Origin of the sequence: Modicisalibacter coralii (genome assembly GCF_004117855.1) — a bacterium.
GTDB lineage: Bacteria > Pseudomonadota > Gammaproteobacteria > Pseudomonadales > Halomonadaceae > Modicisalibacter > Modicisalibacter coralii.
Genome location: NZ_QWBW01000021.1, coordinates 48,152 through 73,671 on the forward strand (window position 1 = coordinate 48,152; position 25,520 = coordinate 73,671).

Consider the following 25,520-nt stretch of genomic DNA (forward strand, 5'->3'; position numbering starts at 1 on the left):
CGTCTCGCGCCCACCGGCGATAAGCGACGACCGGACGTATCAGTTACGGCGTGCCAGCGGAATCCGCCATAGACTCAGCCCCAGGCCCAGGGCGACGCTGGCCACCCCCAGCCACAGCGCCAGGGTCAGGGAGCCGAACGACAGCGCCAGGACCAGCCCCACCAGCGCGGTACCCACCGCCTGACCGAAGGTGCGCACCGAGGCCAGCACACCCGAGGCGTTGGCGCTGTAGGCCATCGGCACGCTGCCGATCATCTCGCGGTTGTTGGGGGCCTGGAAGATGCCGTAGCCGATGCCGCACAGCGCCACCCGCCAGACGATGTCGCCGGTCGCGGCGGCCTCGCCCAGCAGCGCCAGCGACAGCATCCCCAGCAGGAACAGCGCCAGCCCCAGCGAGGAGATCGCCGTGGGGTTGAAGCGATCCGCCAGGCGCCCGGCGAAGGGCCCGGTAACCATCAGCGCCAGCGGCCAGGGGGTGAAGAGGACCGCCGAGGCGATCGGGCTGAGCCCCATCACGGTCTGGAACAAAAACGGCAGGCCGACGAACGAGGCCCCCTGGGCGATGAACGCCAGCATCGAGATCATCGCCGCCACGCTGAAGCGCACCTCGCGGAACATCACCAGCGGCACCAACGGGGTGACGGCCCGCCGCTGGCGCCAGACGAAGGCGACCAGGCAGACCACACTCAACGCCAGCGGCGCCAGGGCACCGAGGCGCAGACCGCCATGGCCCAGCTTGTCGAGGGCGAACACGAAGCTCGACACCATCGCCGCCGACAGCAGCGCCCCGGGCCAGTCGAAGCGCCCCGCTTCGGCGGCCTCCCGCGGCAACGCCTTGAGCGCCAGCAGGAAGGCGGCAATGCCGATCGGCACGTTGATGGCGAACAACCAGGGCCAACTGGCCAGATAGAGGATACCGCCACCCAGCGACGGACCGAAGGCGATGCCGAACGCCACCACCAGAGCACCGACGCCGATCGCCGAGCCGAGCAGCCGCGCGGGGAAGATCACCCGGTACATCGACGGACCGATGGAGAGCATCGCCGCCGCGCCCAGCCCCTGCACCACGCGCGACCCCACCAGCCAGGCGAAATCCCGCGACAGCGCGCAGGCCAGCGAGGCCAGGGTGAACACCGCCAGCCCGCCGATGTACAGCCGGTGACGCCCGACGAGCCGGCTCAGGGCGGCGAAGGCCAGCAGCGACGAGGCGCTGACCAGCTGGTAGACATTGGTGATCCACACCGCGCGGGAGCCGCTGATGTCGAGCTCGCGGGCCAGCGTGGGCAGGGCGATGTTGACGATGCCGCCGTCGAAGACCGCCATCAGCGTGCCCAGCACCATGACCAGCAGCGCCCAGCGCCGCTGAGGGCCGGGCAACCCGTCATCGCCGGGCCGGGTCTCGAACAGGCGGCGCATCAGCACGCCGGGCGAATCCGACGACCGTCAGCGCACGAAGGGGGTAGAAAGGCGTGGGGGTGTCGCGAACCACTCACCGATGCATCAGTCCTCGTCGGTTTCCATCAGCAGTTCGTCGTCGATGTCGGAGATCTCGATCGGCTCCTCGTCCTCGAGATCCAAAGCCAGATAGCTGTGCTCGACGTTGAGAAAGCGCTCGAAGAGCGGCCAGTCCAGGGTCTGCGGCCACTGCCGCGTGTCTTCCTCCCAGGCCCGCAGCTCGTTCTCGAGGATGTCCATGTAGCGCTCGCGCACGTAGGCCTGGAGCGCTTCCGGGGTATCCATCTCGGGAATCAGGTACACCGTGCTCTCGCGGTCGACATCGTCGAGCGTCAGGTCGTCCTCGCCGACGGTCGGCTCCAGCGAGTTGACCCAGTCCACGAACGCCTGGGTGGGCTTGACGCTCAGCGCGGAGCGGTTGAGCAGTTTCATCGGGACTCTCCTCGAAGGTGCCGCGACGGATGTGCCGCGCCAGTAAAACGCCGATCATTATGGGCGTTCGGCGCGCCCCTTACCAATACTTCCCGAGCGAGCCGCCTCGGGCGGGAGCGAGCGACCCGCCGGACATCGCAGAAGGCGGCGAGCTAGCGCCAGGGCGCACGGGGAGTCGCTGGCGGAATGTACGAGGTTGTACATGAGCAAAGCGAATCCCCGCGCCGCGCCTTCAGTCCGCGGCGGGGCGCATGGCCGGGAACAGCAGCACGTCGCGGATCGAGGCGCTGTCGGTGAGCAGCATCACCAGCCGGTCGATGCCGATGCCCTCGCCCGCGGTGGGCGGCAGGCCGTGCTCGAGCGCACGAATGTAGTCGGCATCGTAATACATCGCCTCGAGATCGCCGGCGTCCTTCTCGGCGGCCTGGGCGGCGAAACGCTCGGCCTGATCCTCGGCGTCGTTGAGCTCCGAGAAGCCGTTGGCGATCTCGCGCCCGCCGACGAAGAACTCGAAGCGGTCGGTGACGAAGGGATCGCTATCCTTGCGCCGTGCCAGCGGGCTGACCTCGGTCGGGTAGTCGGTGATGAAGGTCGGCTCCTGAAGACGGTGTTCGACGGTCTTCTCGAAGATCTCGATCTGCACCTTGCCCAGCCCCCAGCCATCCTTGACGTCGATGTCCAGGCGTTCGGCGATCTGGCGGGCGGCGGACTCGTCGGCCAGTGCCTCGGCGCGGATCTCGGGGTTGTACTCGAGAATGGCGTCGAACACGCTCAGCCGGCGCAACCGCTGGCCGAAATCGTACTCGACGCTCTCCAGCACCTCGCCCTCGGCATCGCGCACGGTGTTGGTCACGGTGGTGGTGCCGAGCACGCGCTGGGTGACCTCGCGCAGCATGGCCTCGGTGAGGTCCATCAGGTCATGGTAGTCCGCGTAGGCCTGGTAGAACTCGATCATGGTGAACTCGGGGTTGTGCCGCGTCGACAGCCCCTCGTTGCGGAAGTTGCGGTTGATCTCGAAGACCCGCTCGAAGCCGCCCACCACCAGCCGCTTGAGATAGAGCTCGGGGGCGATGCGCAGGTACATGTCGATGTCCAGCGCATTGTGGTGGGTGATGAACGGCCGGGCCGTGGCGCCGCCAGGGATCGGCTGCAGCATCGGCGTCTCGACCTCCATGAAGCCGTGATCCTCGAAGAACCGGCGCATGGCGCTGATCACCCGGGCGCGGGTCTCGAACACCCGCCGCGAGTCGGCGTTCATGATCAGGTCGACGTAGCGCTGGCGATAGCGCGATTCCTGGTCGGTGAGGCCATGGAACTTGTCGGGCAGCGGCCGCAGGCTCTTGGTCAGCAGCCGGGCATCGTCCATCTTGACGTACAGGTCGCCCTTGCCGGACTTGTGGACCGGGCCGCGCCCGGCGACGATGTCGCCGATGTCCCAGCCCTTGACGTCGTCGAGCACCTCGGCCGGCAGCCCTTTCTTGTCGACGTAGAGCTGGATCTGCCCGGAGACGTCCTGGATGACGATGAAGGGCCCGCGCTTGCGCATGATCCGCCCGGCCACCGCGGCCTGGCGATCCAGCGCCTCGAGTGCCTCCTTGTCCTTCTCGCCCAGTTCCGCCTGCAGCTCGGCGGCGGCGCTGTCGCGCCGGAAATCGTTGGGGAAGACACTCGTGCCGCGCTCGGCGGCCTGCTCGCGGCGCGCCGCCAGCTTGGCGCGCCGCTCCGCGATCAGGCGGTTCTCGTCCTGGCCCTCGACGGCCGCTTGGTTGTCCTGGTTCGCCATGGTTATGCCTGTCTATGGAAGGTCGCTATCGATTGTGGCGCGATGAAGGTGCCACCCAGGTCGAGACGCGTCATGAGCGACGACGAGGCAAGGCGCGGCGATGCGAATCAGCGCAGTGGACGCGGTTGTCCATGAGCATGATGAGCAGCGCCGCAACACCGCCTCGTCGAGCGCAATAGCGTCGCTCAAAGGCCTTGTTTGAGGCTGGCTACAATGAACTGATCCAGATCCCCGTCCAGCACCTTCTCGCAGTTGCTGGTCTGCACCCCGGTCCGCAGGTCCTTGATGCGCTGGTCGTCGAGCACGTAGGAGCGGATCTGGCTACCCCAGCCGATGTCGGCCTTGCTCTCCTCCGCCTCCTGCTTGGCGGCGTTGCGCTTCTGCATCTCCAGTTCCCACAGCTTCGCCTTGAGCTGCTTCATGGCGAAGTCGCGGTTGGCGTGCTGACTGCGCTGACTCTGACACGACACCACGATGCCCGACGGCTCGTGGGTGATGCGCACCGCGGAATCGGTGGTGTTGACGTGCTGGCCGCCGGCGCCGCTGGAACGGTAGGTGTCGACGCGCAGGTCGGCCGGATTGATCTCGACCTCGAAGCTGTCGTCGATCTCCGGCGACAGGAACACCGAGGCGAACGAGGTGTGACGACGCCCGCCGGAATCGAACGGACTCTTGCGCACCAGTCGGTGCACACCGGTCTCGGTGCGCAGCCAGCCGAAGGCGTACTCGCCCTGCACGTGAATGGTCGCCGACTTGATGCCCGCCACCTCACCGCCGGACAGCTCGGTGATCTCGGCCTTGAAGCCGTGATGCTCGGCCCAGCGCAGGTACATGCGCAGCAGCATGTTGGCCCAGTCCTGGGCCTCGGTACCGCCGGAACCGGCCTGGATGTCGAGATAGGCGTTGTTCTCGTCCATCTCGCCGGAGAACATGCGCCGGAACTCGAGCTTCTCCAGCGCCGTCTCGAGCTGACCGAGCTCCCGGTTGACCTCGTCGACGGTGGCGTCGTCCTCTTCCATCACCGCCAGCTCGAGCAGCTCGCGATTGTCGGCGAGCCCCTTGTCGAGCTCGTCGATGGTGGCGACGATCTGCTCGAGACTGGCCCGCTCCTTGCCGAGCTTCTGGGCGTAGTCGGGATCATTCCAGACGTCGGGGTTCTCGAGCTCGCGGGTGACCTCTTCTAGCCGATCCTTCTTCTCGGCATAGTCAAAGATACCCCCTCAGGACGTCTGTCCGCTCGGACAGGTCCTTGATGAGATGGTTGATCGGATTGATCTCTTGCATGGTGATCCTTCTCGACGTGCGAAAGCCGCGTGAAGACGTCGCCGGCCACGCCGGGCGCGGCGATCAAGGGCCGACATTGTAGCCAAACCGCCGTGAGGCGTCATCCTGCCCCGCGGAGACGGCGGGTCCCCGCGGCGTGGCGCGTCGGCCGGCAAAGGGGAATAACGCAGCCCAGACGCGCCCCCGACGCGCCTGGCGACGACCCGCCTCGCGACAGGGCCTGTGTCGCCTTCGCGGATACGCTAAGGTTGAGGGCATCGACGCTCATCCAAGGAAACCGCATCCATGTCACCGACTCGTCTTGCCACCGCGCTCGCCGTCGCGGCCAGTATGACCTCGCTCTCGCTCCAGGCCCAGACACTCAACATCGGCATCTCCGGCTCGCCCAGCTCGCTGAGCCCGGCCCGGGTCACCGGCGGCGTCTGGGAGGAAGACGTGCTGCGCGATATCTTCGAGGGCCTGGTGGCGATCGACGCCGACGGCCGGATGATTCCGGGCATGGCCAGCGACTGGGAGATCTCCGACGACGGCACCGTCTATACCTTTCACCTGCGCGACGCCGAGTGGTCCGACGGCGAGCCGGTCACCGCCGACGATTTCGTGTTCGCCTTTCGCCATCAGCTCGACCCGGCGACCGCCTCGAACTACGCCCACCGCCTCTATCCGCTGGTCAATGCCCGCGCCATCAACAGCGGGGACAAGCCGCTCGACGCCCTGGGTGCCGAGTCGCTGGACGACGGCCGGACGTTGCGCCTGACGCTGGCAGAGCCCGCCGCCTACTTCTTCAAGACCCTGGTGCTGCCGTTCGGCTACCCGCTGCCCGAGCACGCCGTCGAGCGCTACGGCGATGCCTGGAGCAAACCGGCCAACATCGTCGTCAACGGCGCCTTCAAGCCGGTCGACTGGGTGTCCAATAGCACCCTCGAGACCGTCAAGAACCCCCGCTACCACGACGCCGACGCGGTCACTCTGGACGGCGTCGACTTCCACCCCATGGAGGACAAGCAGGCCGGCATCCAGCGCTTCCGCGCCGGCGAGCTCGACATCCTGCGCGACTACCCGGCGGCGCGCTACCCCTGGCTCGAGGAGAACCTGCCCGAAGCCACCCACCTGGCGCCCTCGCTGGGCACCTACTATTACGTCTTCAATCTCGCCGACGACTCTCCGGTGGCCGACCCGCGCATCCGTGAGGCCCTGAGCCTGGCGATCCGCCGCGAGGTGATCGCCGACCAGTTGCTCGAGGGAGCCGTGGAGCCCGCCTACGCCCTGGTGCCGACCGGTACCGACCACTACCAGCCGCAGCCGCAGCCCGGCCTGCAGCAGCCCATCGACGAGCGTCAGGCGCGCGCCCGGCAGTTGATGAAGGAGGCCGGCTACGACCCCGATCATCCCCTGCACCTCACGCTGCGCTACAACAGCGGCGACGAGCACCGTCAGATCGCCGTGGCGATCGCCGCGATGTGGAAACCGCTGGGGGTCGAGGCCGAACTCCGCCACACCGAAGCCAGCGTGCACTACGAGGACCTGATGGCCGGCGACTTCCAGGTCGCCCGCGCGGCCTGGATCTCCAGCTACGACGACGCCCAGAACTTCCTGCAGTTGCTCTCGGCCGAAAGCAACAACTACGGCGACTATCAGAACGACCAGTACGACGCCCTGATGGCCGAGTCCGACGTCACCCAGGACGCCGACGAGCGCGAAGCGTTGATGGAACACGCCGAGCGCATCGGTCTGGCCGACTACCCGCTGACACCGATCTACGTCTATACCTCGCGCAACCTGGTCGACCCGGCACTCGACGGCTGGCACGACAACGCCCTGAACATGCACCCCTCCCGCTGGGTCCATATCGGCGACTGACCGACATGTGAATTTTCTCACAATCGCCCCGCCTGGCTGCGCGGGGCGATCGGTCCTTGCCATGGCGCTATGCGATTTTTGAAACACTCATGCAAAATTCCAAATGGACTCCCCGATTCGGGTGAGCGATGGTCTGATGAATCACGGGTTCGCGAGCCTGCTAAGCATAAGCCAAGGCGACGCCCGGGGGCCGGTTGTCCCCCGTCGCGGCGTCTGCCCGGCCTGCGAACGTCATCGGGACAACAACAACACCCGGGAATTCCAATGCGTCTGAAACGTCATACCCTGATCGCCGCCATCGCCCTATCCTCCGCCACGCTGGCCGGGCCGCTACAGGCCCAGACCCTCAACATCGGGGTCATGGGTGAACTCGCCTCCTTCGATACCTCACAGGTCTCGGGTGGGGTCTGGGAATCGCAGATCCTCATGGACGTCTACGAAGGGCTGCTCAAGGAGAACCCCAAGGGTGAGGTCCTGCCCGGCATGGCCACCGACTGGGAGATCTCCGACGACGGCAAGACCTACACCTTCCACCTGCGCGACGATGCCAAGTGGTCCGACGGCGAGCCGGTCACCGCCGAGGACTTCGTGTTCGGCTGGCAGCATCTGCTCGATCCCAAGAGCGCCTCGAAATACGCTTACCTGCTCTACCCGATCGAGAACGCCGAAGCCATCAACACCGGTGACAAGCCCCTCGATGCCATCGGCGCAGAATCGCTGGACGACGGCAAGACACTCAAGGTCACACTCGAGTCACCAACGCCGTTCTTCCTGCAATTACTCACCCACTACACCGCCTACCCATTGCCAAAGCACGCCGTCGAGGCGTATGGCAAGCAGTGGGTCAAGGTGGACAATATCGTCACCAACGGGGCCTTCAAGCCGGTCGAGTGGGTCTCGCAGTCACGCATCAGCGTCGAGAAGAATCCCGAGTACTATGACGCCGCCGACGTTTCCCTCGACGGCGTCAACTACTTCAACGCCGAGGACCGCAACGCCGCCATCTCGCGCTTCCGCGCCGGCGAACTGGACATCATTCGTGACTATCCCTCGAGCCGTTATCAATGGCTCAAGGACAATCTACCCGACGCTACCCATCTGAGCCCGATGCTGGGCTCCTATTACTACGTGCTCAACAACCGCGAGGGTCGCCCAACGGCGGACGAGCGCGTCCGGGAAGCGCTCAACCTGGTGGTCCGTCGCAAGGTGCTTTCCGAACAGATCATGGCCGGCAGCTTCAAGGATGCCTACTCGCTGGTGCCGCCCGGCACCAGCCATTACGACGTCCAGCATATGGACGGCGTCGATGGCGACTATCAGGAGCGCCTGGCCAAGGCCAAGCAACTGATCAAGGAAGCCGGCTACGGCCCCGACAAGCCGCTGCACCTGCAGCTGCGATACAATACCAGCGACGAGCACAAGAAGATCGCCATCGCCCTGGCGGCGATGTGGAAACCCCTCGGTGTCGAAATCGAGATGACCAATGCCGAGGCCACCGTCCATTATCAGACCATTCAGCAAGGCGACTTCGACATCGCCCGCGCCGGCTGGATCGCCGACTACAACGACGCCGAGAACTTCCTGACCCTGCTGCGCAGCGGTGTCGGCAACAACTATGGTGCCTACTCCAACCCCGAGTACGACAAGCTGCTCGATCAGGCCGCTAACACGCAGGATCTCGACAAGCGTCAACAGCTTCTTCAGAAGGCCGAAAACGTGGCACTGGACGATTACGCCCTGGCCCCGTTGCTGTTCTACGTCACCCGCAACCTGGTCAATCCCGCGCTCGAAGGCTGGCAGGACAACGCCGAGGACGATCACCCCTCGCGCTGGGTGTCGTTCACGGAGTGAGCCGCTGTCTCCCCGGCCCGGCGACGTCCGGGCCGGGGTCGTCGTCCTCGAGTGGGAAACCGACCATGTCCTTTCGCCGCCTGATTCCCGCGCTACTGCTGGCCGGCACTGCCGCCGCCATGGCGAGCGGTGCGCCGGCCGCCACCCTGGCCATCGGCAATGGCGCCGAGCCCGGCACCCTGGACCCGCAGAAGACCAGCGGCGCCTGGGAGACGCGCATCACCCGGTCGCTGTTCGACCGCCTGATCGATTATGACGTGGACGGCAGCCTGGTGCCCGGGCTCGCCGAGTCGTGGCGGATCAGCGACGACGGTACCGTCTACACCTTTCACCTGCGCGACGCCCGGTGGTCCGACGGCGAGCCGATCACCGCCAGCGATGCCGTGTTCGCGCTGCGCCGCCTGCTCGCGCCGGCCACCGCCAATCACAACGCCAACCTCTACTACGCGATCCACAATGCCCGGGCGGTGAACACCGGCAAGGCCGAACCGGCGACGCTCGGCGTCTCGGCGCCCGACGACCGTACCCTGGTCGTCCACCTCGACCAGCCCGCCGCCTATTTCCTCCAGGCCCTGGCGATGAGCGAGGCGGCACCACTGCCCGAGCACCTGATCGAACGCGCCGGCACGGGCTGGACCGAGCCGGGCACCCTGGTGTCGAGCGGGGCCTTCACCCTCGAGGCGTGGCGACCGCAGGCCTTCGTGCGCGTGGCGAGGAATCCGCGTTTCTACGCCGCCGACAGCGTGGCCCTCGACGGCGCGACCTTCTATCCGATCGACGACGCCGGGGCGGCGCTCAACCGCTTTCGCAGCGGCGAACTCGACATCGCCTACTCCGGGGTGCCGGCGGCGCGATTCGACTGGGTGAAGCAGCACCTCGGCGACGCCCTGCGCGTCGGCCCGCTGGTCGCCGAGTACTTCTACATGTTCAACCTGCGCGACGGCCAGCCCCTCGCCGACCCGCGCGTCCGCGAGGCGCTCAATCTCGCCGTGCGCCGCGACGTGATCACCCGGCAACTGCTGGGCATGGGCCAGCGCAGCAGCTACTGGTACGTGCCGCGCGCCACCGCCGGCGGCACCCGGGGCCGCATGGCCTTCGCCGAGGAATCGCCGGAGGCGCGCCTGCAACGCGCCCAGGCCCTGATGCGCGAGGCCGGCTACGGTCCCGAGCATCCGTTGCCGCTGACCCTGCGCTACAACACCCTCGAGGATCACAAGAAGATCGCCGTGGCGGTGGCGGCGATGTGGAAGCCGCTGGGTGTCGAGGTCGACCTGATCAACAGCGAGGCCGCGGTGCACTACGCGGCGGTCGCCGCCGGCGACTTCCAGGTCGCGCGTTACGGCATGGTCGCCACCGTCGACGACCCCTATGACTTCCTCAACGCCTATGCCGACGGCGGCAGCGCCGCACGCAGCAGCGGCTATCACGACGCCGACTACGACGCCCTGGTCGAGCGCAGCACGCAGACGCTCGACCCGGCGGCCCGAGCCCGGCTGATGACCCGGGCCGAGCAGCGCCTGCTCGACGACTACGCCCTGCTGCCGCTCTACGATTACGTCAGTGCCCACCTGGTGGCCCCCGGCATCACGGGCTGGCAGTCGACACCGACCGACGTTCACCCGCTTCGTTACATCCAGATCGAGGACTGATCCCGTGCTTTATCGACTCCTCCCAGCGACCGATGTCGGGCGCCCTCGTCATGGCGCGCCAGGGAGCCCGACATGCTGAGCTACACGCTGAAGCGCCTGCTGCAGGCGATTCCCACGCTGCTGATCGTGATCACCATCTCGTTCTTTCTGATGCGCATCGCGCCGGGCGGTCCCTTCGACGGCGAGCGTCAGCTGCCGCCGGAGATCGAGGCCAACCTCGAGGCGGCCTATCACCTCGACGAGCCGCTGCCCATGCAGTATCTGCGCTACATGGGCAACCTGCTCCAGGGGGACTTCGGCCCGTCGTTCAAGTACAAGGACTTCTCGGTCAGCGAGCTGATCCTGCAGGGCTTCCCGGTGAGCCTGGAGATCGGCGGCCTGGCGATCCTGCTGGCCCTGCTGCTGGGCCTGCCGCTGGGCGTCATCGCTGCGATCCGGCGCAACTCGGCGATCGACTATGCGGTGATGGGCACCGCGCTGGCGGGCATCGCCATCCCCAACTTCGTCATCGCCCCGATACTCGCCCTGGTGTTCGGCGTGCTGCTCGCCTGGCTGCCCGCCGGCGGCTGGAACGGCGGCGCATGGCCCAATCTGGTGCTGCCGGTGATCGCCCTGTCGATTCAGCAGATCGCCTACATCGCCCGCATGATGCGCGCCAGCATGATCGAGGTGCTGGGCAGCCACTACATCCGCACCGCTCGCGCCAAGGGGCTTTCCGAGTCGCAGGTGATCCTGCGCCATGCCATCCGCCCGGCGCTGCTGCCGGTCACCTCCTATCTGGGCCCGGCGATCGCCGGCATCATCACCGGCTCGGTGGTGATCGAACAGATCTTCGGTATTCCCGGCATCGGCCGCTACTTCGTCCAGGGCGCGCTCAACCGCGACTACACCCTGGTGATGGGCACGGTGGTGTTTTACGGCGCGCTGATCGTGCTCATGAACCTGCTCGTCGATCTGGCCTACTCGGCGCTCGACCCGCAAATCCGTTACGACTGACCGGCGAGGAACGACGATGACCACGGATACCACGCCCTACAGCGGGCCCCGAATGCCGGCCGGCGGGACGCCGCCCGGCGGACCCAACCCGCCCGCCGAACCCGATCCCGAGGCCGGCGCGGTGGCCGGCGAGAGCCTGACCCGCGACGCCTGGCGGCGACTCAAGCAGAACCGCGCGGCGATGGTCAGCCTGATACTGCTGATCGTGATCGCCACGGTCTGCGTGCTGGGGCCCCTGGTCCTGCCCTGGGGGCTCGCCGAAGTCGACTGGAATGCCTTCACCGCCCCGCCGAGCCTCGAGGGCGGCCACTTCCTGGGCACCGACGCCAACGGCCGCGACCTGCTCACGCGAACCCTCTACGGCGGCCGCGTATCGCTGTCGGTGGCGCTGGTGGCGAGCTTCGTCAGCCTGGTGATCGGCGTGCTCTACGGCGCCATCTCCGGTTACGTCGGCGGCCGCCTGGACAACCTCATGATGCGCTTCGTCGACATCATGTACTCGCTGCCCTTCATGTTCCTGGTGATCCTGCTGATGGTGGTGTTCGGCCGCAACATCTTCCTGATCTATGCCGCCATCGGCGCGGTGGAATGGCTCGACATGGCGCGCATCGTGCGCGGCCAGACGCTCTCGCTCAAGCGCCGCGAGTTCGTCGAGGCCGCCCATGCGCTGGGCGTCAAGGACAGCAAGATCGTCACCCGCCACCTGATCCCCAACGCCATCGGTCCGGTGATCGTCTATGTCACCCTCACCGTGCCCAAGGTGATACTGCTCGAAAGCTTCCTGTCGTTCCTGGGACTCGGCGTGCAGGAGCCGCTGACCAGCTGGGGCGTGCTGATATCGGAAGGCACCGACACCATGCAGGGCGCGCCCTGGATGCTGCTGGTGCCGTCGATCTTCCTCGCCGTGACGCTGTTCTGTCTCAACTTCCTGGGCGACGGGCTGAGAGACGCCCTCGACCCGAAAACGCGCTGAGGTTCCCGTGGCTGACAAACTTCTCGAAATCGACAACCTGAGCGTCGACTTCCAGTTGCCCACCGGCAGCGTCTCGGCGGTCAAGGGCGTGAGCTTCGACATCCGTCCCGGCGAGACGCTGGCACTGGTCGGCGAGTCGGGGTCCGGCAAGTCGGTCTCCTCGACCGCCGCCATGCGCCTGCTCCCCGAGCTGGCAACGACCTCCGGGGCCATCCGCTTCAAGGGCGAGGACCTGCTCCAGGCCACGCCGCGCCGCATGCGCCGGATTCGCGGCAATGCCATCTCGATGATCTTTCAGGAGCCGATGACCTCGCTGAACCCCCTGCATCGCATCGGCGCGCAGATCGCCGAGGTGCTTGCCCGCCACAAGGGGACCAAGGGTCGCGCGGCGCGCGGCAAGGTGATCGAACTGCTCGAACAGGTGGGCATTCCCGAGCCGGCCCGGCGCATCGACAGCTATCCCTACGAACTCTCCGGCGGCCAGCGCCAGCGCGTGATGATCGCCATGGCGCTGGCCTGCGAGCCCGAACTGCTGATCGCCGACGAACCCACCACCGCCCTCGACGTGACCGTCCAGGCGCAGATCCTCGCCCTGCTCAAGGACCTTCAGGCACGCTACGGCATGGCGATCCTGTTCATCACCCACGACCTTAGCGTGGTGCGCCACTTCGCCGACCGGGTGTGCGTGATGCGCCGCGGCGAGCTGCTCGAGAGCGGCGAGACCGCCGAGGTGTTCGCCAATCCCTGCCACGACTACACGCGCATGCTGATCGATGCCGATCCGCACGGCCACAAGGAGCCGGTCGCCGACGACGTGCCGGTACTGCTCGAGGCCCGCGACGTGCGCGTGCGCTTCCCCATCAAGAAGCGCCTGTTCCGCGACAGCGAGTACTTCGAGGCGGTACGCGGCATCGACCTGACCCTGCGCCGCGGCCAGACCGTCGGTGTGGTCGGCGAATCCGGCTCCGGCAAGTCGACGCTCGGCCGCGCGCTGCTGCGTCTGCTGGATTCGCAAGGCGATATCCGCTTCGACGAGACCGACCTCGCCAGACTCGATACCGGCGGCATGCGCCCGCTGCGCGCGAAGATGCAGGTGGTCTTCCAGGATCCGTACGGCTCGCTGTCGCCGCGCATGACGGTGGGCGAGGTGATCAGCGAGGGGCTGCGCGTCCACCACCCCGAGTTCAATCGGCACCAGCGCGAAGCGCAGGTGATCGAGGCGCTGAAGGAAGTCGCGCTCGACCCGGCGATGCGCAACCGCTACCCCCACGAGTTCTCCGGCGGGCAGCGCCAGCGCATCGCCATCGCCCGCGCCCTGGTGCTCAAGCCGCAGTTCCTGCTGCTCGACGAGCCCACCTCGGCGCTCGACCGATCGGTGCAGGTCACGGTGATCGACCTGCTGCGCGACCTGCAACGCCGGCACGACCTCACCTACCTGTTCATCAGCCACGACCTGTCGGTGGTCAGGGCGCTGGCCGACACCGTACTGGTCATGAAGGAAGGCCGCGTCGTCGAACGCGGCCCCACCGAGGCGATCTTCGCCGATCCGCAGGAAGCCTATACCCGGGAGTTGATGCGCGCCGCCTTCATCGACGCCGCCGCCTGAACGCGAGAACCCGGCCGGGCGGCCGGGTTCTCGTGGGAGGCGAGACGCTCAGAAGCGGTAGGTCAGCTGCGCGCCGAACCCCTGCGCCGAGTTCTCGTAATCGGCCCGATAACTGCCGCTGGTCGGGGCCGTCTCGTCGACCGGGGCGGTGTCCTCGTCGAGATAGGTATAGGCGACATCGATGGTCAGATCCGGCGTCGGTGTCCAGCCTGCCCCCAGCGAGTAGATCATGCGATCGCTCGAGGGCACGCGGACCGTGCGTACCGAATCGCGGATCGGTGACTCGTCGTAGGCCACCCCGGCGCGCACCACCCAGGACGGCGTGAGCTGGTAGGCCGTGCCCACGGCATACTGCCAGGCATCCTCGTAATCCTGGGTCTCGACCCGCGTGCCCAGCGGGCTGTCGTTCTCGATCACCAGCTCGTCGAAACTGCTCCACTTGACCAGCGCCGCCCCGGCCATCACCGTCCAGCGGTCGTTGACCTCATGGGTCACCGAGAAGTCGATGGTCTCGGGCAGCGTGATGTCCAGCGAAGCATCGTAGCTGGCGTCGGGCAGCGGACCGGCGCCGCCGGCGTAGATGTTGTCGGTATCGAGATGCCCCTCCAGGCCGTAATCGACGTCGGAGCGATAGGTCACACCGAGGGTGGTGGTCTCCAGCGGCTTGTACATCATGCCGAAGGTGAAGCCGTAGGCGTCGTCGTCACCCTTGACCTTGACGTGGCCATCGCCGAAGGGACCGCCGTAGGTCGCCCGCTCCAGTTCCCCCTCGATATGGTTGTAGGTGATGCCGAAGCCGGCCGAGAACTGGTCGCTGAACTTGATCGACAGCGTCGGCTGCACCGTCACCACCTCGACATCGCTGTAATTGCCGAAATAGCGCCCCTCGAAGTCGTCCTCGTAGTCGGTGATCACCCCGAACGGCGCATAGACGCCGAGGCCGAAGTGCAGATGGTCGTTGATCGGCTGCACGAAGTACCCGAAGGGAATCGTCTTGCCGGGGACCATGTCACCCTCGTTGGAGGCCGGCGAGATCGGCGTCCCCAGCGCCGTGGTGCCACTGGCATCGTCGATGTCGCTGTCCACGTCGAGATAGGTCGCGCCGCCGGTCACCTGGGCCCGCTCGAGAAACGACATCCCGGCCGGGTTGCCGAACACGATCGAGGCATCGGTGACGTTGGAGGTCCGCCCGGCGAAGGCCGAGCCCTGCGCGCTGACGCTCTGCTCGTTCAGCTGGAAGCCCCCTGCCAGGGCCTGGCCCGACAGCACCGTCGAGGCGGCGGCGATGGCGAGGGCGAGCTTGTTGATCTTGTTGTCCATAATGGTTCCCGTTGCAAACTGGCGTGATGATCGTCTTGCCCCGGCGGGCAATGAGGCTCTTCCTCGTTTTGGCTGATCGGTCAGATCAAGTCAAGAACAAACGTCCGTTTCAATCCTCGTTGGCTCTCCCCCATTAGTCGAAGGGCCCTGCAGGCCGCAGTCAGCGGGCATCCTGCGGTCGCCAGCTCTTGCCTTGACCTTTGGGTAACACCCAGGTTTTACACTGAAGTTGGATCGGACGGAGGGCACATCGATGAAAGTGGGCGAACTAGCCAGGACCGCCGGCGTCACGGCGGAAACCGTACGTCATTACACGCGCGAAGGGTTGCTGCGACCGCAGCGCGATCCCGGCAACGGCTACCAGCTCTTCGATCAGGCGTCGCTCAACCGACTGCGTTTCATCCAGCGGGCGCGCACGCTCGGCTTCAGCCTCAAGGAGATCGGCGAGATCCTCGATCATGCCGACCACGGCGACTCGCCCTGCCCGATGGTCCGCGATCTGCTCGCCACCCGGCTGCCCGAGATTCGCCAGCGCATCGTCGAGCTCGAGCGCCTGGCCGCGCGAATGGAGAGTGCCCTGAACAACTGGTCCGAGATGCCCGACGGCGCCCCCGATGGCCACACCATCTGCCGCCTGATCGAGCACTGGAACGCCCCACGGGAGGGAGAACGGCATGACTGACACCGCGGCCCGGCCCACGACACGCACGCTTCGCCTCGATGGGCTGAGCTGCGGCGGCTGCGTGGCCAAGACGCGCCGCGCCCTCGAGGCGCTCGACGCCACCACCGTCATCGATCTCGACACACGCCTGGCGCGGGTCACCACCGCCCATGACACCGATGAACTCGTCGCGGCGATCCGCGCGGCCGGTTTCGATGCCGCGCCCACCGACGGGGCGCCGCATGCCTTCATCACGCAAGGCGTCAGTTGCCAGGGCTGCGTCGGCAGGATCCGTCGCGCCATCCAGCAGCACGACGCCGAGGCGACGGTCGACGGCGACCCGGCACATCAATGGCTGACGGTCGCCAGCCGCCTGGACGGTGAGTCACTGCTGGCGGCGATCGCCGAGGCCGGGTATACCGCCGAGCCCGCCCGCTTCACCAAGCGCACGCGTCATATCGCGAGCATGTCCTGTCAGGGTTGCGTGAAGCGCATGCGCGAGGCGATCCAGGACCGCGATCCGCTGGCCCGGGTGGAGGGCGAACCGGCCGAGAAACGGTTGACCGTCGCCAGTTACCTGCCGGATGCCCTGCTCGACGCCGCCCTGACCGAAGCGGGTTATCCCCCGGGCGGCGAGGCCTCCGCAGACGCCCCCACCACCGAGGATGCGCCCAACGCGAGCGATACCGCCGCGCCGGCCGCCGAGCCCGCCGGCGACGCGCGTCGCAGCGTCGAGCTGGCGCTGTCCGGGATCACCTGCGCCAGCTGCGTGCGCACCATCCAGCAGGCCCTGGACGCCACCGATGGCGTCGAGCGCGCCGAGGTCAATTTCGCCAGTCGCACCGCCTCGGTCACCGGGCGCGCCTCCCCCGAGGCGCTGATCCGGGCGGTACAGGCCGTGGGCTACGGCGCCGAGGTGGTCGAGGACCTCGAGCGCGGCGAGGCCAAGCGCGAGGCCAACGAGGCCCGCGAATACCGCCAGCGACTGCGCGATACCGCGATCGCCCTGGTCCCGGGGCTGGCCCTGATGGCCTCGATGCCCTTCCATCATCCGGTCCTCGAGGGCGGCGAACGCTGGGCCTGGGTCGCGGTGGGACTCGCCACGTTCGGCGTGCTGGCCACCGCCGGCCGGGTGTTCTTCGTCGGCGCCGCCAAGGCGTTTCGTCACCACCAGGCGAACATGGACATGCTGGTCGCGCTGGGCACCGGCGTGGCCTGGCTCTATTCGATGGTCGTCGCGCTGGCCCCCGGGGTGGTCCCCGAGGCGGCGCGTTCGCTGTACTTCGAGGCCTCGCTGATGATCGTCGGCCTGATCAACGTCGGTCAGGCACTCGAGGTGCGCGCCCGCGGGCGCACCTCGCAGGCCCTCAAGCACCTGCTCGACCTGCGCCCGCGCACCGCCCGGGTGATCCGCGACGGCGAGGAGCGCGACATCGACATCGATGCCGTCGCCGAGGGCGACCGGCTGCGGGTGCGCCCCGGCGAGCGCCTGCCGGTGGACGGCGAGGTCGTCGAGGGCGACAGCTACATCGACGAATCGACGCTGACCGGCGAGCCCATGCCGGTGGCCAAGGGCGTGGGCGACGAGGTCGCCGCGGGTACCGTCAACGGCCAGGGCTCGCTGGTCTACCGTGCCACCCGCGTGGGCCGGCACACCCGGCTGTCGCGGATCATCGAGCAGGTGCGCGACGCCCAGAACTCGCGGCCGCCGATCAGCCGGCTGGCCGACCGGGTCGCGGCGGTGTTCGTGCCGGCGGTGATGATCATTGCCGCGCTGACCGCGCTGATCTGGTTCAACGTCGGCCCGGAGCCGCGCCTCACTCACATGCTGGTCGCCGCGACCACCGTCTTGATCATCGCCTGCCCCTGCGCGCTGGGGCTGGCCACGCCGATCTCGACCATGATCGGGGTGGGCAAGGCCGCCGAGCACGGCGTGCTGATCCGCAGCGGCGAGGCGCTGCAGACCGCCAGCCGCCTGACCACGCTGGTGGTCGACAAGACCGGCACCCTCACCGAGGGCCGCCCCAAGGTCACCGACTGGCAGGTGTTCGGCGACGAGTCGCGGGCGCTGGGCGCCGCCCTGGCGCTGGAGCGCGGTTCGGAACATCCGCTGGCCACGGCGCTGGTCACCTTCGTCGAGGCCCGCGAGATCGCGCCGGCCGGGATCCAGGAGTTCACCGCCCTGACCGGACGCGGCGTCAGCGCCCGGCTCGCCGGCGGCGAGCGGCTGCTGCTGGGCAACGCCGCGCTGATGGACGCCGAAGGGATCGACCTGTCCCCGGGCCGGACGTGGATCGAGGCGGCCGAATCCCGTGCCTATACGGTGCTGCACCTGGCGATCGACGGCCGTCTGGCGGCGCTGTTCGCCGTCGCCGATCCGCTGCGCGACGATGCCGTGGCGGCGATCGCCCGTCTCAAGCGCGCCGGGCTCAAGGTGGTCATGCTCACCGGCGACGCCCCACCCACCGCCAGGGCGATCGCCCGCGAAGCCGACATCGACGACGTCCGTGCCGGCCTGCTGCCCGAGGACAAGCACGACGCCATCGCCGAGCTGCAGTCACGCGGCGAGGTGGTGGGCATGGTCGGCGACGGCATCAACGACGCCCCGGCACTGGCCCGCGCCGACGTCGGCTTCGCCATCGGCCAGGGCACCGACGTGGCGATCGAATCGGCCGGCATCGCGTTGATGCGCAACTCGCTCCATGGGGTCGCCGACGCCATCGCCATCAGCCAGGCGGCACTGACCAACATCAAGCAGAACCTGTGGGGCGCGTTCGGCTACAACGTGCTGGGCATTCCCATCGCCGCCGGCATCCTCTATCCGCTCACCGGCATGCTGCTGTCGCCGATCATCGCCGCGCTGGCCATGTCGGCTTCGTCGGTGACCGTGGTCAGCAACGCCAACCGGCTGCGTTTCTTCAAACCCGACGGGAACCGGGAGGTATCGGCATGAGCGTGCTCGTCAACGTCATCGGGCTGGCGCTGATCGCGGGGATCGTCTGGTGGTTCTGGGGGTCGCATCGTTGAGAACGCCAGGGTAATGGGCCTTTCGTAGCGATTGACGCCGTCCGCGCCCGCGCTTAGGGTGCTAACATTCCAACGCACGCTTGACGCCAGCCCCCATGCACGACCATGGCGGCGCTGGCGTTCTTGTCCGTCTTGTCGACGACACCCCCACGCGGCTCCTCCGACCTCGCCGGGGCGTGTCGTCCCGCCCGGGAGCAACCGTCGTGAGTGATGCCTCACAGACCGAGCAGGCACCACGCAAGCGTCGCCTGCGCAAACGCTGGCTGATCGGCCTGGCCTGCCTGTTCGTGGTGGCCGGCGCCGCCTACGGGGCCTACTGGTACTTCATCGCTCGCTTCTCGGTGGCCACCGACGACGCCTATGTCCACGGCAACCAGGTGTCGCTGATGCCGCGCGTCACGGGCACCGTGACGCGCATCGATGTCGACGATACCGATTACGTCGCCCGCGGCCAGCCGGTCGTGCACCTCGACGAGACCGACGCGCGGGTGGCGCTGGAGCAGGCCGAGGCCAATCTGGCGCAGACGGTCCGTCAGGTCAGCCAGCTCTATGCTCAGGCCGAACAGCAGCAGGCGGTGATCGACCAGCGCGAGGCGACGCTGGCCCAGGCCCATCGCGACTACCAACGGGCCAGTCAGCTCTATCAGAAGCGCTCGATCGCCGAGGAACGCTATCAGCAGGCCGAAACCGACTGGCTCAATGCCAAGGCCGATCTCGAGGCCGCCCGCAGTGCCCTCGACGCGCTGCAGACCCAGACACGCGGCACCGATCCCGCCCACCATCCACGCGTCCAGGCGGCGGCCGCCGAGATGCGACGCGCCTGGCTCGACCTGACGCGTACCACCATCGTCGCGCCGGTCGGCGGGCACGTCGCCAAGCGCTCGGTACAGCTCGGTCAGCAGGTCGCGCCGGGCGACCCGATGATGGCCATCGTGCCGCTCGACCAAATATGGGTGGAGGCCAACTTCAAGGAGACCGATCTGACCCGGGTACGCATCGATCAGCCGGTCACCGTGACCGCCGACTTCTACGGCGGCGACGTGGTCTACCACGGCCGCGTCGAGGCGCTCTCGGCGGGCACCGGCAGTGCCTTCGAGCTGCTTCCGCCGCAGAACGCCACCGGCAACTGGATCAAGGTGGTCCAGCGCGTGCCGGTACGTATCCGTCTCGATCCCGACGAACTCGCCGCACACCCCTTGCGCATCGGCCTGTCGCTGACCGCCAGTATCGACGTTCACGATATCGACGGTGCGAGCCTCACCCGCCGCGCCCCGCAAGACCCGCGCTACCAGACCCACACCTACCGCTACGACGACGCGGCGCTGGACGAACGCATCGACACGATCATCCGCCACAACCTCGGCGAGACGCCGGCGGCCGACGCCGCCAAGGAGTGAGCGGTGGCCGACGCGCAGAAAGCCGAGAGCCAGTCGCCGCCACCGCTTCAAGGTCCGATCCTCGCGGTGGTCACGGTGGCCCTGGCGCTGGCGGTGTTCATGAATGTGCTCGACGTCTCGATCGCAAACGTCTCGATCCCCACCATCGCCGGCGACCTTGCGGTGAGCGCCAACCAGGGCACCTGGGTGATCACCTGCTTCGCGGTGGCCAACGCCGTCACCGTGCCAATCTCCGGCTGGCTGTCGCGGCGCTTCGGCCAGGTGCGGCTGTTCGTGATCTGCACCCTCTTGTTCACGCTGTTCTCGTGGCTGTGCGGCTTCGCCTTCAGCTTCCCCATGCTGCTCGCCTTCCGCGCCCTGCAGGGCGCCGCCGCGGGGCCGATGATCCCGCTCTCGCAGAGCCTGCTGCTAGCCTGTTACCCGCGCGACAAGCGCGGCCTAGCCAACGGCATCTGGGGCATGACCGCGGTGGTCGGTCCGGTGGCCGGGCCGATTCTCGGCGGCTGGATCACCGACAACATCAACTGGTCGTGGATCTTCTACATCAACGTGCCGATCGGCCTGATCGTTGCGCCGCTGACCTGGCTGCTGCTGCGTTCGCGGGAGACCGCGACCCGCCGCGAGCCGCTCGACGTAACGGGCCTGGTGCTGCTGATCATCGGCGTGTGCAGCCTGCAGATGATGCTCGACCAGGGCAACGACAAGGCGTGGTTCCAGTCGACCTACATCATCGTGCTGGGTCTGGTCGCGCTGGTGTTTTTGAGCGTCTTCGTGGTCTGGGAGTGGACGGCCGAACGCCCGGTGGTCGACCTGCACCTGTTTCGCGATCGCAATTTCACGGTCGGCGTCACGGTGCTGTGCCTGGGCTACATGGCGTTCTTCAGCGCCATCGTGCTGCTGCCGCTGTGGCTGCAGACCGGCATGGGCTATACCGCGACCTGGGCCGGCTTCGCCACCGCCTCGCTGGGGCTTCTGGGAGCGGTCGCCTCGCCCATCTCGGGGCGGCTGGCCGACAAGGTCGACGCCCGGCTGCTGGTCACCGCGGGGTTTCTGATCTTCGCCGCGATCTCCTTCTACACCGCCTTTCGCAGCAGCACCCAAATGACCTTTTGGCAGATCTTCCTGCCGCGCCTGCCCTGGGGCGTGGGCACCGCCTTCTTCTTCATCCCGCTAATGACCATCGCCTTTTCGCGCCTGCCCCACGACGCAGTGGCCAGCGCCTCGGGGGTGCTCAACTTCCTGCGCCAGCTCTCGCTGGGCTTCGGCACGGCGCTGGCCACCACCCTTTGGGACGACCGCACCACCTTCCACGATCATCGCCTCAATAGCCACCTCAGCGTCTACGACGCGCAGACCCGCGAGTGGCTGGCCCACGCCCAGGCCGCCGGACTCACCCCGGAGCAGGCTCACCAGCAGTTGGCGGAGCTGACCGCCAACCAGGCGCTGATGCTGGGCACCAACGACCTGTTCTACCTGTCGGGCGGGATCTTCCTCGCCCTGCTGCTGCTGGTGTGGTTCGCACGCCCCACGCACCGGGGCTGAACGACTTGCTACGCTTAAGAGAAAGCCGAGGAGCCGCCCATGCCGAAACTCGATGGAATCCTGGAAACCGCTCTCTACGTCACCGACATGAGTCGGGCCCGCCGCTTCTTCGAGACGGTGATGGGCCTCGAGGCGTTCACCGCCGATCATCGCTTCACCGCCTACGACGCCGGGAGCAACACCGTGCTGCTGCTGTTTCTGGAAGGCGCGACGCAGGAGACGGTGACGCTGCCCGACGGCATGGGCACCATCCCGCCCCACGACGGTACCGGGCGCGTGCATCTGGCGCTGGCCATCGAGGCGGACGAACTCGCCGCCTGGGAGGCACGCCTCGCCGATCACGCCATCGCCATCGAAGGCCGCACTCACTGGCCCCGCGGTGGCGAAAGCCTGTACTTCCGCGACCCCGACGGCCATCTGCTGGAACTCGCCACCCCCGGGGTCTGGCCGAATTATTGATCGTCGTTCCCGGCACCTGGCCGGGAACTGCGGTACAAGGAGAGAAGTCTTCATGGTCGAGAACCCCGCCCGCCATTCCTTGCCACTGTGCATCGCCCTGCTATCCGCCATGCTGAGCATCGTCTATCCGGGCAATGCCCACGCCATGCGCTGTGGCAATGCGTTGGTCCATGAAGGGGATTTGACCGTCGATGTCATTCGCAAATGCGGCAAGCCGGACGCCAGAACGCTGTCCCCGGCAACCGACAACAAGGGGGCCGTCGAGGTGGAGCACTGGGTGTACGGGCCCAGGAACGGCGCGCGCTACTACCTGCGATTCATCAATAAGAAACTCATCAGCATCGAGATGGCCGTCGGCCCATCGTGACACGACAAGGCGAGGCCGTCGCAAACCGCTGACAGGCTCGACGCTCGGTCCCCGCCAAACCTGCTATGCTGCAATGCAATATACGGACTTGCAGGGGAGGCTGAAATGAAGATCGCCGTCATCGGCGCCGGCATGGTCGGCGTCAGCATCTGCGACTACCTGCTGCTGATGGGCAGCTGTTCGGAACTGGTACTCGTCGACATCGACCGCGACCGGGCCGAGGGCGAGATTCTCGATTTCTCGCACACCACCGCGCTGACCTTCGCCAAGAACACGCGCCTGGTCGCCGGTGACTACGCCGACTGCCGTGGCGCCGACATCGTCATCATCACCGCCGGGGCCCAGATCGAACGTGGCCAGACCCGCGACGAGCTGGCGGGGATCAATGCCGGCATCACCGTCGAGGTCGCCCGGGACGTCGAGCGCCACGCCCCCGATGCCATCCTGATCCTGGTCTCCAATCCGGTCGACATCACCGCCTACTTCGTGATCGCCGGGACCGGCTATCCGCCGCATCGGGTGATCAGTTCGGGCTGCATCATCGATACCGCGCGACTGATGAAGATCGTCGGCGACCGTCTGGGCATCGATCCCAAGAACGTCTTCGGCTACGTGCTCGGCGAACACGGCAAGACCGCCTTCATCCCCTGGTCGCTGGCCCACGTCGCCGGTCAGTCGCTGGACAGCTACTGTACCCTTCACGACCTGCCCCGGCTCGATCGCGACCAGGTACTGGCCGACGTCAAGCAGATCGGCATCGACATCTTCGAGCGCAAGGGCAACACCAATCACGGCATCGCCGCCAGCGTGTTCCGCATCGTCCAGGCGCTGACCGTCAACGAGCATTCGATCCTGCCGGCGGGCGTGCTGCTGCAGGGAGACTACGGACTGGACGACGTGGTGCTCAGCGTCCCGGCGGTCATCGACCAGCGCGGCGTGGCACGCATCATCCGGGTGCCGTTCAGCGACGACGAACTCGAGCGCCTGCACGCCTCGGCGGCGTTTCTCCGCACGCTGATCGACAGCGTCAAGGCGGCCGACAACCCCTGAGACGGCACGCCGAGGCGTCAGGCCACCGGCTCGGCGTGCTCGATCATCAACTGCAGCGACTCGCGCCCCTTCCAGCGATTGCGCGACAGCTTGTAGGCACAGCGCAGCCGCGCGCCGAGATCGAACGCCGGCAGCTCGCCGGGCGTCAGGGCGCGAAACCAGATCGCCCGCACGCTGGCCGCGCCCCGGGTCAGGGTGAGCATCAGGTGACTGCCGTCGGCGCCCACCACGCGCAGGTTCTCGACCAGGAACTCGCCGTCGAACAGCGGCGCGTCGAATTCCCGGCCGTAAGGCGCCAGGCGCTCCAGCTCGTCCAGCGTGGCGAGGCACAGTTGCTCCGCGTCCAGATCGCCGTCGGTGAAGACACACGGGTAGAGTTCGCCCTCGCCGAGCTGTTCGTCGACGGCCCGGGCCAGCGCCTCGCGAAACGCCTCGAGCTGTTCCAGCGGCACGCCGACCCCCGCGGCGCCACGATGGCCACCGAAGCGCGGCAACGCCTCGGGAGCGAGATCGTGAGCGCGCTGCAGGGCATCGCGCAGATGCAGCGCCTCGATGGAGCGCCCGGAGCCGGTCAGCATGCCCGGCTGGACCGCCGGGGTGAGCACCAGCGTCGGCCGGCCGAAGGCCTGCACCAGGCGCGAGGCGACGATGCCCTGCACCCCGGCGTGACCGTCCTCGAGGTGCACCACCAGCACCCGCGCACCCGCGGCCAGTTGCAGCATCGCCCGCTCGCGGGCGGTCTCGACCATGTCGGCCTCGATCGCCTTGCGCGACTGGTTGTCGGCATCGAGCACCTCGAGATGCCGGCGCGCCGTGGCATCGTCGGCGGCAAGCACGAAGTGCAGCGCGGCGTAGGGGTCGTCGAGCCGCGAGCGGGCATTGATGCGCGGGCCCATCTGGAAGGCCAGCGTCTCGGCGTCGAAGGGCACGCTGTCGGGGCCCAGGCGCTCGGCCATGACCCGCCAGCAGGGCGCCTCCATGCGGTTGATCAGCGCCAGCCCCTGAGTGACCACGGCACGGTTGATGGCGCTGCCGCCCAGCGACACGCAGTCGGCGACGGTGCCCAGCGCGACGTAGGAGAGCCACGGCGAGAGCTTGGGCGTCGACGCGGACAGATGGCCGATCTCGATCAGCACCGCGCGGGTCAGCGACATCACCAGCCAGGCGACCATGCAGCCGGCGATGGTCGGGTCGGGAAAGTCGCAGTCGCGCCGGGTGGGATTGACCGTGGCGTAGGCCGAGGCCGGCGGCCCCGATTCGGGCAGCGCGTGGTGGTCGCTGACGATCACGTCGATGCCCGCCGCGGCGAGCCGGGCGATGCGCGGCTCGTCCGAGGAGCCGCAGTCGGCGGTGACGATCACGTCGGGACGCGGCGTGAGCGCCAGGGTACGCTCGACCAGCGGCAGGCTGATGCCGTAGCCATCGTTGATGCGGTGGCCGATCAGGCTGTGCAGCTTGTGCGACGGCACCCCGAACAGCTCGTTGAGGGTACGCAGGATCACCACGTGGGAGGTGATGCCGTCGACGTCGTAGTCGGTGAGGATACCGATGTGCTCGCCCTCGGCGACCGCGCGGGCGAGCCGCTCGGCGGCGCGACGGGCATCCGCCAGGCGCTCGGGGTGCTCGAGATGGCGCAGGCTCGGCGTCACCAGCGGCGCGAGCTCGCCCCGATAGCCGGCCAGACGGCCGGCCAGCACCCGCGCCTGAAGCTCGGAGAGCCCGGCCTCCAGGGCACGGCGGTAGAGGGCCTCGTCGCGGGCGCGCGGCAGGATTCGGGGCGTCAGCGAGGCATCGGCAACGGGCATCGG

The 25,520-nt window shown here is 67.6% G+C and carries 19 protein-coding genes; 13 read left to right on the plus strand and 6 right to left on the minus strand.

The window, feature by feature from the left end; genetic code table 11:
- Positions 1-39: 39 nt before the first annotated feature.
- The 4 genes from D0901_RS12810 to prfB form a co-directional block, all read right to left on the minus strand.
- The gene (locus D0901_RS12810) at positions 40-1,416 is read right to left on the minus strand and encodes an MFS transporter (RefSeq protein ID WP_129140720.1); all 1,377 of its coding nucleotides are present in this window, start codon (positions 1,414-1,416) and stop codon (positions 40-42) included.
- Between the two features lie 84 nt (positions 1,417-1,500).
- A complete protein-coding gene (locus D0901_RS12815) occupies positions 1,501-1,887 on the minus strand; it encodes a hypothetical protein (RefSeq protein WP_129140695.1) in 387 nt (128 codons plus the stop codon).
- Between the two features lie 232 nt (positions 1,888-2,119).
- Positions 2,120-3,670, minus strand: a complete 1,551-nt coding sequence (lysS, locus tag D0901_RS12820; RefSeq protein WP_129140696.1) for a lysine--tRNA ligase — start codon at positions 3,668-3,670, stop codon at positions 2,120-2,122.
- Between the two features lie 185 nt (positions 3,671-3,855).
- A protein-coding gene (gene prfB / locus D0901_RS12825; RefSeq protein ID WP_129140697.1) for a peptide chain release factor 2 occupies positions 3,856-4,954 on the minus strand; the annotation gives its coding sequence in 2 pieces (ribosomal slippage) (positions 3,856-4,878 and positions 4,880-4,954; 1,098 coding nt in all).
- Between the two features lie 285 nt (positions 4,955-5,239).
- Here prfB and D0901_RS12830 point away from each other — a divergent pair.
- The 6 genes from D0901_RS12830 (at position 5,240) to D0901_RS12855 (ending at position 13,889) form a co-directional block, all read left to right on the plus strand.
- Positions 5,240-6,814: a peptide ABC transporter substrate-binding protein gene (locus D0901_RS12830; protein ID WP_129140698.1), complete on the plus strand. Its 1,575-nt coding sequence runs from the start codon at positions 5,240-5,242 to the stop codon at positions 6,812-6,814.
- A 264-nt stretch (positions 6,815-7,078) separates the two neighbouring features.
- A complete protein-coding gene (locus D0901_RS12835) occupies positions 7,079-8,665 on the plus strand; it encodes a peptide ABC transporter substrate-binding protein (RefSeq protein ID WP_129140699.1) in 1,587 nt (528 codons plus the stop codon).
- Positions 8,666-8,730: 65 nt separating this feature from the next.
- On the plus strand, positions 8,731-10,314 hold the full coding sequence (locus D0901_RS12840; RefSeq protein WP_129140700.1) for a peptide ABC transporter substrate-binding protein: 1,584 nt from the start codon (positions 8,731-8,733) through the stop codon (positions 10,312-10,314).
- A gap of 72 nt (positions 10,315-10,386) precedes the next feature.
- A complete protein-coding gene (gene oppB / locus D0901_RS12845) occupies positions 10,387-11,310 on the plus strand; it encodes an oligopeptide ABC transporter permease OppB (protein WP_129140701.1) in 924 nt (307 codons plus the stop codon).
- A 16-nt stretch (positions 11,311-11,326) separates the two neighbouring features.
- Positions 11,327-12,283 carry an ABC transporter permease gene (locus D0901_RS12850; protein WP_233440422.1) on the plus strand — a complete coding sequence of 319 codons (957 nt, stop codon included), beginning with the start codon at positions 11,327-11,329 and terminating at the stop codon, positions 12,281-12,283.
- A gap of 7 nt (positions 12,284-12,290) precedes the next feature.
- Entirely contained in the window at positions 12,291-13,889 is a 1,599-nt protein-coding gene (locus D0901_RS12855) for an ABC transporter ATP-binding protein (RefSeq protein WP_129140702.1), read from the plus strand.
- Positions 13,890-13,937: 48 nt separating this feature from the next.
- Here D0901_RS12855 and D0901_RS12860 read toward each other — a convergent pair whose 3' ends face one another.
- A complete protein-coding gene (locus D0901_RS12860; protein ID WP_129140703.1) occupies positions 13,938-15,209 on the minus strand; it encodes an OmpP1/FadL family transporter in 1,272 nt (423 codons plus the stop codon).
- A 253-nt stretch (positions 15,210-15,462) separates the two neighbouring features.
- Between D0901_RS12860 and D0901_RS12865 the strand changes: the two genes are divergently transcribed.
- From D0901_RS12865 to D0901_RS12895, 7 genes are all read left to right on the plus strand, one after another.
- A complete protein-coding gene (locus tag D0901_RS12865; protein ID WP_129140704.1) occupies positions 15,463-15,891 on the plus strand; it encodes a MerR family transcriptional regulator in 429 nt (142 codons plus the stop codon).
- Positions 15,884-18,823, plus strand: coding sequence for a heavy metal translocating P-type ATPase (locus D0901_RS12870; protein ID WP_129140705.1), 2,940 nt, complete (start codon positions 15,884-15,886; stop codon positions 18,821-18,823). The genes D0901_RS12865 and D0901_RS12870 overlap by 8 nt, the downstream gene beginning before the upstream one ends.
- Before the next feature lie 277 nt (positions 18,824-19,100).
- Positions 19,101-20,294: an HlyD/EmrA/EmrK family protein gene (locus tag D0901_RS12875; protein WP_233440423.1), complete on the plus strand. Its 1,194-nt coding sequence runs from the start codon at positions 19,101-19,103 to the stop codon at positions 20,292-20,294.
- A gap of 3 nt (positions 20,295-20,297) precedes the next feature.
- The gene (locus D0901_RS12880) at positions 20,298-21,836 is read left to right on the plus strand and encodes a DHA2 family efflux MFS transporter permease subunit (protein WP_233440424.1); all 1,539 of its coding nucleotides are present in this window, start codon (positions 20,298-20,300) and stop codon (positions 21,834-21,836) included.
- Positions 21,837-21,875: 39 nt separating this feature from the next.
- Positions 21,876-22,295, plus strand: coding sequence for a VOC family protein (locus D0901_RS12885; RefSeq protein ID WP_129140707.1), 420 nt, complete (start codon positions 21,876-21,878; stop codon positions 22,293-22,295).
- Between the two features lie 52 nt (positions 22,296-22,347).
- Entirely contained in the window at positions 22,348-22,662 is a 315-nt protein-coding gene (locus D0901_RS12890) for a DUF2845 domain-containing protein (RefSeq protein ID WP_233440425.1), read from the plus strand.
- 105 nt (positions 22,663-22,767) lie between these two features.
- Positions 22,768-23,712 carry a lactate/malate family dehydrogenase gene (locus D0901_RS12895; RefSeq protein ID WP_129140708.1) on the plus strand — a complete coding sequence of 315 codons (945 nt, stop codon included), beginning with the start codon at positions 22,768-22,770 and terminating at the stop codon, positions 23,710-23,712.
- A gap of 17 nt (positions 23,713-23,729) precedes the next feature.
- Here the strand turns inward: D0901_RS12895 and D0901_RS12900 are convergent, their stop codons facing one another.
- On the minus strand, positions 23,730-25,517 hold the full coding sequence (locus tag D0901_RS12900; RefSeq protein ID WP_129140724.1) for a single-stranded-DNA-specific exonuclease RecJ: 1,788 nt from the start codon (positions 25,515-25,517) through the stop codon (positions 23,730-23,732).
- Positions 25,518-25,520: the final 3 nt, after the last annotated feature.

What these genes read in the sequence shown, in the direction of transcription:
- D0901_RS12810 (WP_129140720.1), bottom strand. Translation starts at nt 1,416, where the DNA reads ATGCGCCGCCTGTTCGAGACCCGGCCCGGCGATGACGGGTTGCCCGGC.
- D0901_RS12815 (WP_129140695.1), bottom strand. Translation starts at nt 1,887, where the DNA reads ATGAAACTGCTCAACCGCTCCGCGCTGAGCGTCAAGCCCACCCAGGCG.
- lysS (WP_129140696.1), bottom strand. Translation starts at nt 3,670, where the DNA reads ATGGCGAACCAGGACAACCAAGCGGCCGTCGAGGGCCAGGACGAGAAC.
- D0901_RS12830 (WP_129140698.1), top strand. Translation starts at nt 5,240, where the DNA reads ATGTCACCGACTCGTCTTGCCACCGCGCTCGCCGTCGCGGCCAGTATG.
- D0901_RS12835 (WP_129140699.1), top strand. Translation starts at nt 7,079, where the DNA reads ATGCGTCTGAAACGTCATACCCTGATCGCCGCCATCGCCCTATCCTCC.
- D0901_RS12840 (WP_129140700.1), top strand. Translation starts at nt 8,731, where the DNA reads ATGTCCTTTCGCCGCCTGATTCCCGCGCTACTGCTGGCCGGCACTGCC.
- oppB (WP_129140701.1), top strand. Translation starts at nt 10,387, where the DNA reads ATGCTGAGCTACACGCTGAAGCGCCTGCTGCAGGCGATTCCCACGCTG.
- D0901_RS12850 (WP_233440422.1), top strand. Translation starts at nt 11,327, where the DNA reads ATGACCACGGATACCACGCCCTACAGCGGGCCCCGAATGCCGGCCGGC.
- D0901_RS12860 (WP_129140703.1), bottom strand. Translation starts at nt 15,209, where the DNA reads ATGGACAACAAGATCAACAAGCTCGCCCTCGCCATCGCCGCCGCCTCG.
- D0901_RS12865 (WP_129140704.1), top strand. Translation starts at nt 15,463, where the DNA reads ATGAAAGTGGGCGAACTAGCCAGGACCGCCGGCGTCACGGCGGAAACC.
- D0901_RS12870 (WP_129140705.1), top strand. Translation starts at nt 15,884, where the DNA reads ATGACTGACACCGCGGCCCGGCCCACGACACGCACGCTTCGCCTCGAT.
- D0901_RS12885 (WP_129140707.1), top strand. Translation starts at nt 21,876, where the DNA reads ATGCCGAAACTCGATGGAATCCTGGAAACCGCTCTCTACGTCACCGAC.
- D0901_RS12890 (WP_233440425.1), top strand. Translation starts at nt 22,348, where the DNA reads ATGGTCGAGAACCCCGCCCGCCATTCCTTGCCACTGTGCATCGCCCTG.
- D0901_RS12895 (WP_129140708.1), top strand. Translation starts at nt 22,768, where the DNA reads ATGAAGATCGCCGTCATCGGCGCCGGCATGGTCGGCGTCAGCATCTGC.
- D0901_RS12900 (WP_129140724.1), bottom strand. Translation starts at nt 25,517, where the DNA reads ATGCCCGTTGCCGATGCCTCGCTGACGCCCCGAATCCTGCCGCGCGCC.